At 69.0% G+C, this 15290-nt stretch carries 8 protein-coding genes; 6 read left to right on the top strand and 2 right to left on the bottom strand.

From position 1 onward, the window contains the following. The first annotated feature begins 131 nt into the window (after nt 1-131). Nucleotides 132-5072, top strand: coding sequence for an NAD-glutamate dehydrogenase (locus tag ACL03I_RS19410; protein WP_412806621.1), 4941 nt, complete (start codon nt 132-134; stop codon nt 5070-5072). A gap of 35 nt (nt 5073-5107) precedes the next feature. On the opposite strand, the gene ACL03I_RS19415 is transcribed toward ACL03I_RS19410, so the two are convergent. Further along, complete coding sequence (locus tag ACL03I_RS19415) at nt 5108-6172, bottom strand: SPFH domain-containing protein (protein ID WP_355072211.1); 1065 nt, start codon at nt 6170-6172, stop codon at nt 5108-5110. 212 nt (nt 6173-6384) lie between these two features. Here ACL03I_RS19415 and ACL03I_RS19420 point away from each other — a divergent pair, with 212 nt between their 5' ends. Both ACL03I_RS19420 and ACL03I_RS19425 read left to right on the top strand, forming a co-directional pair. Next, nucleotides 6385-7917, top strand: coding sequence for an amino acid permease (locus tag ACL03I_RS19420; protein ID WP_355072213.1), 1533 nt, complete (start codon nt 6385-6387; stop codon nt 7915-7917). Nucleotides 7918-8175: 258 nt separating this feature from the next. Continuing rightward, complete coding sequence (locus tag ACL03I_RS19425) at nt 8176-10479, top strand: serine/threonine-protein kinase (protein ID WP_379254592.1); 2304 nt, start codon at nt 8176-8178, stop codon at nt 10477-10479. A 6-nt stretch (nt 10480-10485) separates the two neighbouring features. Here the strand turns inward: ACL03I_RS19425 and ACL03I_RS19430 are convergent, their stop codons facing one another. Continuing rightward, nucleotides 10486-10842: a DUF1707 SHOCT-like domain-containing protein gene (locus ACL03I_RS19430; RefSeq protein WP_356966539.1), complete on the bottom strand. Its 357-nt coding sequence runs from the start codon at nt 10840-10842 to the stop codon at nt 10486-10488. 204 nt (nt 10843-11046) lie between these two features. On the opposite strand from ACL03I_RS19430, the gene ACL03I_RS19435 reads away from it, so the two are divergent. The 3 genes from ACL03I_RS19435 to ACL03I_RS19445 all read left to right on the top strand — a co-directional run bounded on the left by ACL03I_RS19435 (nt 11047) and on the right by ACL03I_RS19445 (nt 15241). Next, entirely contained in the window at nt 11047-11781 is a 735-nt protein-coding gene (locus tag ACL03I_RS19435; RefSeq protein ID WP_355072219.1) for a MerR family transcriptional regulator, read from the top strand. A 240-nt stretch (nt 11782-12021) separates the two neighbouring features. Further along, on the top strand, nt 12022-12597 hold the full coding sequence (locus ACL03I_RS19440) for a dihydrofolate reductase family protein (protein ID WP_355072221.1): 576 nt from the start codon (nt 12022-12024) through the stop codon (nt 12595-12597). Between the two features lie 115 nt (nt 12598-12712). Continuing rightward, complete coding sequence (locus ACL03I_RS19445; protein WP_355072223.1) at nt 12713-15241, top strand: ATP-binding protein; 2529 nt, start codon at nt 12713-12715, stop codon at nt 15239-15241. The last annotated feature ends 49 nt before the right edge of the window (nt 15242-15290 follow it).

The raw sequence follows: 15290 nt of genomic DNA on the forward strand, positions 1-15290 counted from the left end.
GATCCGGACGCCGTAACCCATGTCCGCCAGGGAAAATTATTGTTACACTGTTGATTGTGCCGTTATCCAGCGGTACGTTATGTGAAGTACGAAACACGTACGAGCGCAGTTCTCGGGAAGGCAACGGATCGATGGTGGCAACCACCCAGCAGACGATTTCATCGAAGCGGTTCCGCGATGATCCGACCGATCTGGAAGCGGCGTACTTCCGGTGGATCCAGCCGGGGTCCTCGACGTCGGCGATCACGGATCGGGCCGAGCGGATCTTCCGTCAGCATCTGGAACTGGCGGCCACGCGCGCGCCCGGTTCGGCGACCACCCACGTCTACCGGCCGGACGACAGCGCCGGGGTCGGCGCCGCGATCCAGATCGTCAACGACGACATGCCGTTGCTGGTCGACTCGGTGACCGCCGCGCTGCGCCGCCTGGGTGCCACGGTCACCGAGGTCGTGCATCCGGTGTTCGACGTGTCGCGCGACGCCGACGGCCGGGCGCTGTCCATCGCGCCCCGCGACGGTGTGGCCGAACCGGCGGCGGAGACCGACGGTCGGGCGTTGCGCGAGTCGTGGATCCACGTGCAGCTGGGCGCGGGTCTGTCCGACGAACTGGTCGACCGGATCGAACAGGCCCTGCCGCCGCTGCTGGCCGACCTGCGCCGCGTGGCCGACGACACGCCGACCATGGTCGAAGTGCTCAATACCGTTGCCGACCAGCTCGATCAGGCGGCGCAATGGGCGGGCGACGCGGAGATCCCGCAGACCGCCGGTCTGCTGCGTTGGCTGTCGGACGGGCACTTCACCCCGCTCGGCTACGGCTACTACCACTTCCGCCGCTCCGCGCCGAGCGCCGACGCCCCCTTCGAGCCGTGGCAGCTGCCCGGCACCGGGCTCGGCATCCTCGGCAACGGCGCCACCGCGGACATCAGCGTGCCCGTGGTCGGCGCGAAGCGCACCGTGCTGCGGATGGCCAACGGCTCCGTGGACTCGCTGCTGCCCGGCTCCCGCGATCTGTACTTCATCAGCGTGGCCGATTACGGCGCGAGCGACCCGAGCGGCCGTGCGGCCTGGGGCGATACCGTGAAGATGGTCAAGGGCGAACACGTCTTCGTCGGCACCTTCACCGTCGCGGGCCTGCACGAGAACATTCTCGACATCCCCGTCATCTCCCGGCGCGTGCTGCAGGTCATCGAATGGGCGGGCTTCGGCCTGGACTCGTTCTCCGGGCAGGCCATGCTGGAGATGATGCAGTCGTTCCCGCGGGTCGAGCTGTTCTCCACCGACGCGCGCAGGCTGTTCGAAACCGTCTCCGCGGTCATGAATCTGGGTCTGCGGCGGCAGGTGCGGCTGTTCATCCGGCGCGATTCGCGCAGCGACACCATCTACTGCCTGGTCTACATGCCGCGCGACCGCTACTCCACCGAGGTCCGCGTGCGCATGGGCGAGATCTTGCGCGAGCAGTTCGACGCCGAACAGATCGCGTACTCGGCGCGGGCCACCGAATCGGAGCTGGCCGTCGTCTACTTCACGGTGCACCGCAAGCCGGGCGCCGACGCCGCCGACATCTCCGAGGAGAATCGCGAGCGGATCCAGGAGCTGCTGCTGGCGACGACGTGGACCTGGGGCGACCGGCTGGTCGCCGAGGCCGCGGGCGCGTCCGACGTACCGCAGGCGCTGGCCACCGACTACGCGGCGGCCTTCCCCACCGGCTACCAGCAGGAGCACGAGCCCGCGCACGCGCTCACCGATCTGCGCCGCCTCGAGCGGCTGTCCGATGGGGAGATCGACACCGATCTGTACCGCCAGGGCGACTCCGCCGCACCGGAATGGCGTTTCACGCTCTACGTCGCGGGCGAGGGCATCTCGTTGAGCCGCGTGCTGCCGGTGCTGCACAGCCTCGGTGTGGAGGTGGTCGACGAGCGGCCCTACCGTGTCGTGCTGGCGGACCGGCCGGACCGCTGGATCTACGACTTCGGGCTGCGGGTGACCGCGGCGCCGTTGCGGGAAGCGCTCGCCGTCGAGCCGCTCGCGCAGCTGGCGCACTCCGTCGAGGCCGCGTCGCTGCCGGAAACCAGTGTGCGACGGCGTTTCCCGGATGCCGTGACCGCGATGTGGTTCGGCCGCGCCGAAGTCGACGGCCTCAACGAACTGGTCCTGCGCGCCGGCCTGCACTGGCGTGAGGTCGCCCTGCTGCGGGCCTACGCGAAGTACTTGCAGCAAGCCGGATTCGCCTACACCTTCGGCAACATCACCCGCGTGCTGCTCACCCATCCGGCGACGGCGCGGTCGTGCATCGAGTTGTTCGCGGCGTACTTCGACCCGGACGGCGTCGAGGCGGAGGCCGCGGGCCGGGCCGCGGAGATCGCCGAGCGGGTGCAGACCGAGATCGACGCGGTGGTCAGCCTGGACACCGACCGCATCCTGCGCGCGCTGTTCGGTCTGATCGAGGCGACCCTGCGCACCAACTACTACCGGCGCGACGCGGCCGGAGCCGCGCTGGATTACCTGTCGCTCAAGCTCAATCCGCACGCGATCGCCGAACTGCCCAAGCCGAAGCCGCAGTTCGAGATCTTCGTGTACTCGCCGCGGGTGGAAGGCGTGCACCTGCGCTTCGGTTCGGTCGCGCGTGGCGGTCTGCGGTGGTCGGACCGGTTGGAGGACTTCCGCACCGAGATTCTCGGTCTGGTCAAAGCGCAAGCGGTGAAGAACGCGGTGATCGTGCCGGTCGGCGCCAAGGGCGGTTTCGTGGTCAAGCAGCCACCGGCGGCCACCGGCGATCCGGCGGCCGACCGGCAGGCCTTCGGCGCGGAAGGCGTCGCCTGCTATCGCACGTTCATCTCCGGCCTGCTGGACATCACCGACAACGTCGATCGCGCGACCGGCGAAGTGCTTCCGCCCGCGCAGGTGGTGCGCCGGGACGGTGACGACACCTATCTCGTGGTGGCCGCCGACAAGGGCACCGCGACGTTCTCCGATATCGCCAACGATGTGGCTCAGAGCTACGGTTTCTGGCTCGGTGACGCGTTCGCTTCCGGTGGTTCGGCGGGTTATGACCACAAGGCGATGGGCATCACCGCCAAGGGTGCGTGGGAAAGCGTCAAGCGGCATTTCCGTGAGATGGAGATCGATACCCAGACCCAGGACTTCACGGTGGTCGGTGTGGGTGACATGAGTGGTGATGTGTTCGGCAACGGCATGTTGTTGTCCGAGCACATTCGTCTGGTGGCCGCTTTCGACCACCGCCACATCTTCCTCGACCCGATTCCCGACGCCGCGCGTTCCTATCAGGAGCGGAAGCGGATGTTCGCGTTGCCGAGATCGTCGTGGGCAGATTACGACACGTCGCTGATCAGCCCCGGCGGCGGCGTCTACGATCGCTCAGCCAAGGCGATCCCGGTGACGCCCGAGGTGCGCGCGGCGCTCGACCTGCCCGCGAACGTCACCACCCTGTCGCCGCCGGAGATGATCAAAGCCATTCTCCTGGCTCCGGTGGATCTGCTCTGGAACGGCGGTATCGGCACCTACATCAAGGCGAGCACCGAGACCAACGCCGAGGTGGGCGACAAGTCCAACGACGCGGTCAGGGTGAATGCCGACCAGCTCCGGGTCAAAGTGATCGGCGAGGGCGGCAACCTGGGCGCGACGGCGCTGGGCCGGATCGAGTTCTCGCGCAACGGCGGACGGATGAACACCGACGCGCTGGACAACTCGGCGGGCGTGGACTGCTCCGACCACGAGGTCAACATCAAGATCCTGCTCGACGCCGTGGTCTCCAGCGGTGAACTCGCCGTCGACGAGCGCAACCCGTTGCTGGCCTCGATGACCGACGAGGTCTCCGAACTCGTGCTGCGCGACAACATCTCGCAGAACTTCCGGCTCGGGATGTCGCGGGCCGACGCGGCGGGCATGTCCGGGGTGCACGGCAGGCTGATCAACGACCTGGAGCAGCGCCGCGGTCTGGACCGCGAACTCGAGGCACTGCCGACCGAGGCGGAACTGGCTCGCCGCGCCGCCGAGGGGTTCGGGCTCAGCTCGCCCGAGCTGGCGAATCTGATGGCGCACGTCAAACTCTCGCTCAAGGCCGACCTGCTGGCCGGCGATCTGCTCGACAGCGCGGCGTTCGCGTCGGTGCTGCCCGCCTACTTCCCCGCGCCGCTGCGGGAGCGGTTCGCCACGGCGATCGGCAGGCACCCGCTGCGGCGCGAGATCGTGGCCACCGTCGTGATCAACGAGATGGTGGACTACGGCGGCATCACCTACGCCTTCCGGCTCGCGGAAGAGGCCGGGGCGACCACCGACGACGCGGTGCGCGCGTACAAGGCGGCGGTGGAGATCTTCGATCTGCACGCGCTGTGGGAGCGGATCAGGCAGACGCCGATGTCCACGGCGGCGCGCAACGAGCTGGAGCTGGAGACCAAGCGCACGCTGGATCGGGCCGCGCGCTGGCTGCTGTCCAACCGGCCGCAGCCGATCGCGATCGGCGCGGACATCGCCAGGTACCGCGACGGCGTGCGCGCCCTCTCCGGCCAGGTGCCCGGGTGGCTGACCGGCTACCTCAGCGACGACCTCGCCGAGCGTTCGCGGCGGTCGATCACCCGCGGCGCGCCGCGGGAACTCGCCGAGGAAGCGTTCGGCTTGATCCACCGCTTCCCGCTGCTGGACGTGATCGACCTGGCCGACATCGCCGATCGCGATCCCGCCGAGGTCGCGGCGCTGTACTACGCGCTCAACGAGCACTTCCAGATCGAACGGCTGGTGACCGCGGTGGGCGAGCTGGAGCGCGGCGGGCGCTGGCGGGCGCTGGCCCGGCTGGCGGTCCGCGAGGATCTCTACGATTCGCTGCGGTCGCTGACCCGCGACGTACTGACCGCGACCGAACCGCAGGACAGCACCGCGGAGAAGATCGCGTACTGGGAATCGACCAACCGGTCTCGGCTGGCCCGTGCCGGCGCGGCGCTGGCGCAGATCTTCGCGTCCGAGACGCACGATCTCGCGGCGCTCTCGGTGGCGGCGCGGCAGGTGCGCGGCATGGTGAGCGGCGGTGAGTCGACCGTCGCACCGACGGTCGCGGGCTGATCTTCCACCCGATGCCCGGAGGCAGGCGCTCGGCGTCAGCCTCCGGGCATCGGCGTTCCGCAGTTGCCGCAGAACTTGGCGCCGGGCGTCGCTTCCGAACCGCAGTTCGGGCAGTGCCGCGGTTGCGGGGCGAGACGCGCTCCGCAGTTCATGCAGAACTTCGCGCCCGCGGGATTCGCGGACTGGCAAGCGGCGCATGACGTCTGGGCCGTCTCGGGCGCGGCGGCGGGCAATTGCGGCGCCGGGGAGGGGCTGCCGACGTGATGGCCGATCGCGTTCAAACTCAGCGCCGCGCCGAGGAATCCGCCTTCGACGCCGTGGTGGTGCCCGCGCGCGAAGCCTTGGCTCGCGCCGAGTGCGAGCTCGCCCGCGGCATAGCGCTGGAAATCGCCGGTGAGGTTGATGTACTTGACGTCTTTGGCCAGCCGCTTCAGCCGGTCGGCGTCCTCCGGCGCGAGGCTGATGTCGAAGTTACCCATCCGAGGGATGCGCAGCCCGTATTCGTAGAGCGCGGTGTTGGTCTGGCGCAACACGGCCTGCTCGATGGGTTGCAGCTGTGCCGAGAGGCCCAGCACCGGCCAGTCGCCGCCTGCGACCCCCCTGGTCACCGCCATCTTCATGGATTTGAGCAGCAGGTCGGCGCACCAGTTCTGCACCCGTTCCTGGTCGGTGAGATCGGCCGTGCCCGCGAGCGCGGTGAGCAGTTCGGCCGGATCGCGGACGCTCACGGCGAATTCGCCGAAGACGCGCAGCGTCACCACCTGCTCGCTGACCGGGTCGAGGATGTCGTCCAGTCGGCCGCCGAAGCGAATCCCCGGAAACTCGCGCGTGGAGACGAAATACAGTTCGGCGCGGTAGTAGTTGCCGCCGGTGAGGGTGTCGACGAGCGCGCCGAGCACCGGTAGCTCGTCGGCGTCGATGCGGTGGCGTCCCGGGCCCATCGCGCCCACCACACGCCCGGACTTCAGGAAGAGGGCGATCTGGTCGGCGTTGACCATCGCGCGGCTGTACCGGCGGATGTTGACGTCCGGCCACTTGTAGACCAATTGGTTCTTGCGGTCCTCGGGGACCGCGATGAATTCCCGCTCGAACCAGGCCATCTGCGCTCCCTCATCCGATTTGTCTCATCTAGCGTACCGATACGCGGTGGCACGATCAACGAATGTCGCGGCGATCGTCGCTGATCGGACGCCCTTTTTTCAAAGACTTTGATGTCCAGCGTGTTACAAGTCGCGACTCGCTATTGAACGTGCCGCTACATAACGGTACATTGAGCGAAGTTATGATCGCCGTCACGTGAAAGGCCACCGCCATGACCACAGTTCGACCACCCGCGGATGCGCCCGCGCAGGCTGCCGCGCTCGAAGACGAGGACTCGGGCTATCACAAGTCGCTGCGCCCGCGTCAGCTGCAGATGATCGCGATCGGTGGGGCGATCGGCACCGGCCTGTTCCTCGGCGCGGGTGGCCGGCTGGCCAGCGCGGGCCCCGGCCTGTTCCTCGTGTACGCCATCTGTGGCGTGTTCGTGTTCTTCATCCTGCGGGCGCTCGGTGAGCTGGTGCTGCATCGCCCCTCCTCGGGATCGTTCGTCTCCTACGCCCGCGAGTTCTACGGCGAGAAACTGGCGTTCGCGGTCGGGTGGATGTACTTCTTCCACTGGTGCATGACCGGGATCGTAGACATCACCGCGATCGCGACGTATGTCCATTACTGGGGAGCGTTCGAGGCGATACCGCAGTGGACGATCGCCCTGGTCTCGCTCGCGATCGTGGTCAGCATCAATCTCGTCTCGGTGAAGTGGTTCGGCGAGCTCGAGTTCTGGGCCGCGCTGATCAAGGTGGTCGCGCTGGTGACCTTCCTGATCGTCGGCACGGTGTTCCTCGCGGGCCGCTTCAAGATCGACGGCCAGACCACCGGTCCGAGCGTGATCGCCGACCACGGCGGGCTGTTCCCGACCGGGCTCCTCCCGCTGGTCCTGGTCACCACCGGTGTCGTATTCGCCTACGCCGCCGTGGAACTGGTCGGCACCGCGGCCGGTGAGGCGGAGAACCCGGAGAAGATCATGCCGCGCGCGATCAACTCGGTGATCGCCCGGATCGCGCTGTTCTACGTGGGTTCGCTGGTCCTGCTCGCGCTGCTGCTGCCCTACACCGCGTTCAAGAACGGCGAGAGCCCCTTCGTCACCTTCTTCTCGCGGCTCGGCGTGGAGGGCGCGGGCTCCGTGATGAACCTGGTCGTGCTGACCGCGGCGTTCTCCAGCCTGAACGCCGGTCTCTACTCGACCGGCCGCATCCTGCGCTCGATGTCGATGAACGGCAGCGCGCCCACCATCGCGGCGCGGATGTCCAGCGGCGGCGTGCCCTACGTCGGCATCCTCGCCACCGGCGCGGTCGCGCTCATCGGCGTCGGCCTGAACGCGGTGGTGCCGGATCAGGCCTTCGAGATCGTGCTGAACATGTCGGCGCTGGGCACCATCTTCGCGTGGACCGCCATCGTGGTCTGCCAGCTGCAGCTGTGGCGCTGGTCGCGCACCGGCCGCGCGCAGCGTCCGTCGTTCCGGCTGATCGGCGCGCCGTACACGAGCTTCGCGACGCTGGTGTTCCTCGCCGTCGTGGTCGGGCTGATGGCCTTCAGCGACGACCACGTGCAGCGCGGTGCGGTGATCGCGATGGTCGTCATCATGGCCCCCGCGCTGGTGGGCGGCTGGTTCCTCGCCCGAAAGCGGGTGCTGCAGATCGCGGAGATCCGCCAGGGCATCACCGGTCAGTTCCCGGTCCTGGCCGAGCGCCCGCGCCGCGAATCGGGCGATCCGGTGGTGATCCTCGACAAGCCCGACGAAGAGTAAGGCAGTATCCGCCCCGGGCCGTTCGTCCGGGGCGGATCTATTCCCAATGTCGGGAACAAAACCAGCGCGCATCGACAGGCGACGGACCAGAATGAAACCGCGATCACACGGCGGGTCTGAGAGGTTCGTATGCCGGAGCACCCCAGCGCATCCGACCGTCCACTTGCGCACCCTTGGGCGAATCGGCGCATGCGCGGTACCGACGTGCCCCGGCGAACTGCTCACCCCTGGGCAACTCGGCACCTGCTCAAGACCGAAGTGCCTCCGCTACCACCCAATCCGTGGTCGACTCCACGGTATGTCGAGAAACCACGTGCCGTGGCAGTCGACTCGGTTCCGAGCGCCGTCGAACCGGCCGACCGGGACGGCGACGAGCACACCATCGGGACCGCCGAGTTGTTGCTCGGCGCACTCGAGTCCGACCCCGGTTCCGGGCGCAGCGCGCGCTCGCGGCCGAGCGGGCGCAGACTGGGCGGCGGCCTGGTGTCCATGCCCAAGGTGAGCCCCCTCGACCCGCGCACCGCGGTGATGCAGAACCCGGAAGTGCCCGAGCACAAACGGTTTTGCTGGAAATGCCAGCAGCCGGTCGGCCGCACCACCGAAGCGCGGCCCGGCGCCGTAGAAGGCGAATGCGGAAGATGCGCCTCGCCGTTCAACTTCCGGCCCCTGCTCCAGCCGGGGGAGATGGTCGCCGACCAGTACGAAGTGCAGGGCTGCCTGGCCCACGGCGGGCTCGGATGGATCTACCTTGCGATCGATCGCAATGTGAGCGACCGCTGGGTGGTGTTGAAGGGGTTGCAGAACCCGCTCGACTTCGAGGCGCACGTGGTGGCCCTCGCCGAACGCCAATTCCTTTCCGAGGTGGCCTATCCCGGCATCGTCAAGATCCACAACTTCGTCAAGCACCGTTCCGGGCGCGACGTGGCCGACGGCTACATCGTCATGGAGTACGTCGGCGGACGCTCGCTGAAGAAAATGCTGGATCTGCGTGCGCCGGAACGTATTCCGGCGTCCGAGGCGATCGCGTTCATGATGGAGATCCTGCCCGCGCTGGACTATCTGCACTCGTTCGGCCTGGCCTACAACGATCTCAAGCCCGACAACATCATGGTCAGCGAGGACGAGGTCAAGCTGATCGACCTCGGCGCGGTGGCCGCGATGGAGTCCTACGGCAGCATCTACGGCACCCCGGGCTATCAGGCGCCCGAGATCACCGAGACCGGCCCGACGGTCGCCTCGGACATCTACACCGTGGGGCGGACGCTGGCCGCGCTGGTGCTGGACATGCCCAAGAACGCCGACGGACACCAACTGCCCGGCGTCCCTTCGCCGGACGATCAGCCGCTGCTGCGGGAATATCCGGCGTTGCGCAGGCTGCTGTGCCGGGCGACCGATCCGGATCCGCGGCGCCGCTTCCCGACCGCCTACGCGATGTACGGCCAGCTCGCCGGCGTGCTGCGGATGGTGCTGGCCTACGACACCGGGAAGGAACATCCGCAGGCGTCGCTGGAATTCGGCGCGATGCGCGGCGATTTCGGGATCGAGACGTTGATCGGCCAGACCGACGGCATGACCGACGGGCGGCATCGCCTGCCCGCGCTGGACGCGCCGAGCGTCGTCGCCGCCCTGCCGGTGCCGCTGATCGACAGCGAGGATCCCAGCGCCGATCTGCTGTCCACACTGCTGCACGGCGATCCGAGGCACGCCCTGGACGCGTTGCGCCGCACCGCCGACCGGATCGTCTCCGGGACCATCCCGGAGCCGGAGACGTTCGAACTGGAGGGCACGCTCACCGCGGTGCGCGCGCACCTGGACCTGGGCGAGGTGGTGCCCGCCTGCGACCGGCTCGCCGATCTGCGGCCGGACTACGGCACGGACTGGCGCATCGAGTGGTACTCGGCCGTCGCCGCCCTGCTGGACGGGCAGTACGAGCGCGCCTACGAGTACTTCGACCTGGTGCACGGCATGCTGCCCGGTGAGATCGCCCCCGCGCTGGCGCTGGCGGCCACCGCCGAGCTCACCCTCCAGCATCTCGGGGATGCCGCGGGCGACCACTGGCATCGGCTCGCCGAGGAGTACTACCGCACGGTCTGGCGGACCAATCACGGCGTGGTGAGCGCGGCGTTCGGCCTGGCCCGCAGGCTCGCCGCCGACGGCGGCCTGCTGGAAGCCGTCGAGGTGCTCGATCAGGTGCCGGAGGCGTCGCGGTATCAGAACGTGGCGCGCATGACCGGGTGTCTGCTGCTGGTCTCGCAACCGATCCCGGAGACCACCGAGGCCGACCTGCTGGAGGCGGCCGCGCGGCTGGACGCCGCGCCGGACGAACCGCGGGCGCTGCAACTGCAGGTGATCGTGGTGGGCGCGGCGCTGGAGTGGGTGCGCGCGGGCGGTCAGGCCGCCACTGCGGAGGCCACCCTGCTCGGTTTCCCGTTCACCCCGCTGGGGCTGCAACGCGGGCTCGAGTCGAGCCTCCGGGCGCTGGCCCGGATCGCCCCGCACCGGCTGCACCGTTACCGCCTGGTCGACCTGGCCAACTACGTGCGGCCGAAGTCGAGGTGGTGAGCGGTCTCAGGTGGTGCGCGCGGTGAGCATGAAAAGCGCTGGCGCGGCCAATATCATCAGCAGCCACAGCCAGTTGCCCGTGGTCACCGCGAGCACCACCGAGAAGACCACGGCCGCGCCGGCCAGCACCACCAGGCGCGGCAGCGGGTTGACCGGGGTGACCTCGGCCGGGGGCGGTGTGCTGCCCGGCAGGTCGGCGAACAGTTCGGCCAGTTGACTCTTGCTGGTCGCGGCCGCGACGGCCGCGCTGAGTTCGTCGAACTCGGCCAGGCTCAACCGTCCGGTGCCCAGGTGGTGGGTCAGCTCGCGCATCGCGCGCTCGCGGTCGGCGAGACTGGCCGGAAGACCCGCGGATTCACCCATGCCGGAAGGATAGGCGCAGCGGCGGAACCGGGCGTCGGATGGATTTCCAGAGGCGGGAAGAACGGCTGGTGGGCGCGCCCTCGGGAGGCCGCGTCGCAGCACGCCAGTGATGTTTGCTGAAATGTCGCTAGAGACCGGTCGGTCGTCCCGGCAATGGCCGCGCACCGGCGGTCGTCACGTGTTGCGATGTGGTTTCCTTGAGGTATGACTGCGGGTGTGGAATACACGATCGACGAGCTGGCGCGGGAGGCCGGTACGACCGTGCGCAGCCTGCGCGTTTACCACGAACGCGGTGTGCTGCCGCCCCCGCAGGTCAAGGGGCGTACCGGGTTCTACGGTGCCGACCACCTCAATCGGGTGCGCACCATCAGCAGGTTGCTCGATCGTGGGATCAAGCTCAACGGCATCAAGGAATTGCTCAACGCCTGGGACCGTGGCGACGACCTGGGGGACATTCTCGGTGTCGGCGAGCCCGGCGCGACCGAGCCGCTCGTCGTGGACGCCGGGGAAACGATCGCGGCGACCGAACTGGCGGAGCGCTATCGCGACGTGCCCAACGGTCTGGCCCGGGTCGTCGCCGCGGGTCTGTACGAGCCCGTCGACGCCGCGACCTACCGGATCGCGGACCGCCGTCTGACCCAGAGTCTCGACCAGATGGCGGCCGCGGGCATCCCGGCCGACGAGGTCCTCGGCGAGTTGGAGAAGCTGCGCGCCGACGCGGAGCGGATCGCCCGCCGCTACGTGGACCTGTTCCGGCGCACCGCGTGGGCGTCGTTCCAGGACTCCGAACGCGGTCCGGCGCAGGTCGCCGAGCTCGCCCAGCGCCTGGCGGCGACCAGGCCGGTCCCGGCGGAGACCACCGCCGAACTCGTGAACCGGCTCGTCGCAAGGTATCTCGACCAGGACGCCGAGCTGGCCGAGGCGCTGCCGGAAGCCTGATCCGACCGCCTGGCGTCGCCGACCGAAGAATTTCTGTTTCAGATTCCCATCATTGGCGATACGTGGCGGTAACGTGCCGTTGATCAACGGTATATTGGGACCATCCGGCGCGCGATCGCGGCGCCGAGTCGCCTGACATCCCTACTTAGGTATGTCTGCGGGCAACCTACCGATGCGCCGAAGTGTCGCTCCCCCCGACAATCTGAATGTCGCACAAGGGCAGCAGATGGGTGTGGGCACATGGGAAGCGTGACACTGTGGATGCAGATGTCGCTCGACGGCTTCGCGGAAGGGCCGGATCAGGAGGTCCACTGGCCGGTGGTGGACGAGGAACTGTGCGAGTCGTTCCTGGACGAATTGCGCTCGGCCGACTTGTTCCTCTACGGCCGCAAGACCTACGAGATCATGGCGTCGTTCTGGCCGACCGCCGACGTGGATCCGGCGATCTCGGAGTTCTACGTGGACTTCGCGCGGTGCTGGAAAGAGACGCCGAAACTGGTCTTCTCGCGCACCATGGCCTGCGCGGGGTGGAACACCCGCGTGGTCAGGGAGGACCTCGTCGAGGAGGTCACGGCGTTGCGCGCGCAGCCGGGATGCGACATGGTCCTGTTCGGCGGCGCGGAGACGGCGTCGGCGTTCATGAAGCACGACCTGATCGACGAGTACCGGCTGTTCGTGCATCCCATCCTGCTCGGTGGCGGGATTCCGCTGTTCCCGACGCCCGCGGTGGTGTCGGGCTTGCAGCTGGTGGACGTGATGACCTTCGACAGCGCGGTGGTCCAGATGCACTACCAGCAGATGGCCTCCGCCAGGTAGGAACCGGCGCGGGAAGCGGGTACCGGACCGGCGACCGCGCGAGCGGACGGCTTCACCGTCGACGTAACCTCTGATTGTCGAGCGCTTTGCCGCGTCGTCGGCTAACTTTCGTTTTATGTCCCTGGTTCAGGCACGTGGCGACGTGCTGCCTGCATCCACCAGTGAATTCGTCGGCCGGGAAACGGAATTGGACCGGCTGGGCACGCTGCTGGACGGCGGCGCCCGCCTGATCACCCTGGTCGGCCCGGGCGGGATCGGCAAAACCCGATTAGCCGCGGAGGCCCTACGCCGTGGCGCCCGCGTGCGGGGCAGGCCGGTGTACTGGGCGCGATTGGCCGGGCTGGAGGCCGACAGCACCGCCACCGCGCAGGACGTGATGCAGTCGGCCGTGTGCGCCGATGCCGGTTCGCCGCCGGCCCGCGACGCGCTGGTGCGCACCTTCACCAGCGGAGACCGTCGCACCGAGCGCGCCGTGCTAGTCCTGGACAACTGCGAACACCTGCTCGGCGCGGTGGCGGCGATGATCGCCGAGTTGCTGGAAGGCACACCGGGACTGACCATCCTGGCCACCAGCCGCGAACCGATCGGCTGGGCCGACGAGTACATCCTGCCCGTACCGCCGCTGTCGCCGCGGCAGTCGCTCGAATTGTTCCGGCAGCGGGCCGAACTCATCGGACGCGCGATCCCGGACGAGCGCGAGGCGACGGCCGTTGCCGCGCGGATCTGCCGCCGGGTCGACCACAACCCGCTGTTCATCCGACTTGCCGCGGCGCGCCTGCGGCATCAACCGCCGATCATGGTGCTGCACGAACTCACCGGCGACGCGGATGACAAGCGGTTGCACTGGACCCACGGAGCACGTGCGGGCGCCGAGCGGCGCCACCGCGGCGTCTACGACGTGATCGCGTGGTCGTTCGCGCTGTGCGGGGCCTCCGAGCAGTTGCTGCTCGAGCGGCTGTCGGTCTTCGCCGCCGGATACGAGACCGACGACGAGTCGCTGCGCGGGGGCATCGACCTCGACGCCGCGATCGCGGTATGCGCCGATGACGACCTGCCCGCCGGTGAGATCGAGCATCTGCTGGAGCGGCTCACCGAACAGTCGCTGTTGTCCGCGCACCTCACCGCGACCACGGTCAGTTGGTACCTGGTGGGCAGCGTCCGGGTGTTCGCCAGGGAGCGGCTGTGCCGCCGGGGCCGCGCCGAGCTCGACCGGCTCGCCGGACGGCACCGCCGGTATCTGCGGGACAAGGTGGTCGCCGGACAGGCCCTCTGGCTCGGTCCGCAGGATCAGACCTGGCTGGCATGGGCGCGGTCGGCGTGGAACGACATCGTGCTCGGCATCGAATCCGGGTTGGCGGACCCGGCCGAAGCCGTGGTCGCCCTCGAGATCGCCACCGTCCTGCTCTCGATGAAGGTGCCGTACGTCAAGTCCGGCGCCGGCGCGCTGACCCGGTTGACCGAACGCGCGCTGGAGGCCACCCGCGGCTCCGGCCCCGGCACCTCCGGGCTCGCCGACCTGGCCACCGCTCTGCTCGGCTGGAACTCGCTGTGGCAGGGGCGGACCGATCACATCCCGCAACTGCTCGCCGACCGCGCGGCCCTGCCGTCGGATGCGGGCCCGCGATACACCGACACAGATTTCGGGCTGCCCGCGCCGGTCGAGTGGATGTGGGGCCTCGAACTGATGCTTGTGCGCGGCGACCGGCGCGCGATCACCATCCTCACCCGGGCCCGCCACAAGTTCGCCGAACAGGGCGATCGCATCGGCGCGGAGCGCAGTGACGTGTTCGTGGTGTTCTGCGCCGCTCTCGTCGGCGACCGGACGCAGGCGCTGGAGCACACCGCGCGGTTCCTGGCGCGGTCGGCATCGTCGGGCTCGACGTTGTCGCGAGCCTGGGCCGAGATCGCGCGCGCGGTGGCGCTGGCCAAGCACGGGTCCGCCGCCGAGGCGCTGACGCTGACCCATGGTGTGCTCACGCGCCACCGCGGTGAGCAGGACACTTGGACGGCGAGCTGGGCGGTGGGCGCGCACATCGTCGCGCTGGCCCAGGTCCTGCTCGCGCAGCGCGCCGAGGGCCGCGATCGCGCCGCGTGCGCCGACACCGCGACGGAGATCGCGTATCTGGTCGGCAGTTTCAAGACGCGGCAGCGTTCGATGGGCATCTCCGTCGAACGCGTTCCATTGATCGCCGCCGAACTCCGCGGCGCGGCGGAGGCCGCCCGCGCGGTGCTCGGCGACCGGGCCTATGCCGCCGCCGAGCGCAGAACGCGACTGCGGCCCGAACTGGACGCACTGTGGTGTTCCACCGCGGATCCGGTCCCGGCCTCCCGGCGCCCGGATCGCCCGGCGGCCTCCCGGCCGGTGTCGCGGCGGCCCGCTTCCCGCTGGAACGATCTGTCGGACGCCGAGCGCGATGTCGCCGTCTTCGCGGCGGCCGGCTGGCCCAACAGCGCCATCGCCGGGCGGCGGCGCAGCTCCATCCGCACGGTCGACGCGCAGGTCGCCGCCATCCGGCAGAAGCTGGAGATCGCCTCGCGCGCCGACATCGCGGCCCACATCCCCGACGAGCTCGCCGATCGGGTGCGCTACGAATCCGAGCGGCGGCCCAGCCGGCGCCGTCGAGGGGGGAGCCGGGATCGATAGACGACTGCCTCCCCGGCGACCGGGCCGGAGGCGTGCGAAACTCTTCCCC

Source organism: Nocardia sichangensis (genome assembly GCF_047200615.1).
Lineage (GTDB): Bacteria > Actinomycetota > Actinomycetes > Mycobacteriales > Mycobacteriaceae > Nocardia > Nocardia sichangensis.

Excerpts from the sequence above, each read along its gene's own strand:
- ACL03I_RS19420 (WP_355072213.1), top strand. The coding sequence starts at position 6,385 with ATGACCACAGTTCGACCACCCGCGGATGCGCCCGCGCAGGCTGCCGCG.
- ACL03I_RS19445 (WP_355072223.1), top strand. The coding sequence starts at position 12,713 with ATGTCCCTGGTTCAGGCACGTGGCGACGTGCTGCCTGCATCCACCAGT.
- ACL03I_RS19410 (WP_412806621.1), top strand. The coding sequence starts at position 132 with ATGGTGGCAACCACCCAGCAGACGATTTCATCGAAGCGGTTCCGCGAT.
- ACL03I_RS19440 (WP_355072221.1), top strand. The coding sequence starts at position 12,022 with ATGGGAAGCGTGACACTGTGGATGCAGATGTCGCTCGACGGCTTCGCG.
- ACL03I_RS19415 (WP_355072211.1), bottom strand. The coding sequence starts at position 6,172 with ATGGCCTGGTTCGAGCGGGAATTCATCGCGGTCCCCGAGGACCGCAAG.
- ACL03I_RS19430 (WP_356966539.1), bottom strand. The coding sequence starts at position 10,842 with ATGGGTGAATCCGCGGGTCTTCCGGCCAGTCTCGCCGACCGCGAGCGC.
- ACL03I_RS19435 (WP_355072219.1), top strand. The coding sequence starts at position 11,047 with ATGACTGCGGGTGTGGAATACACGATCGACGAGCTGGCGCGGGAGGCC.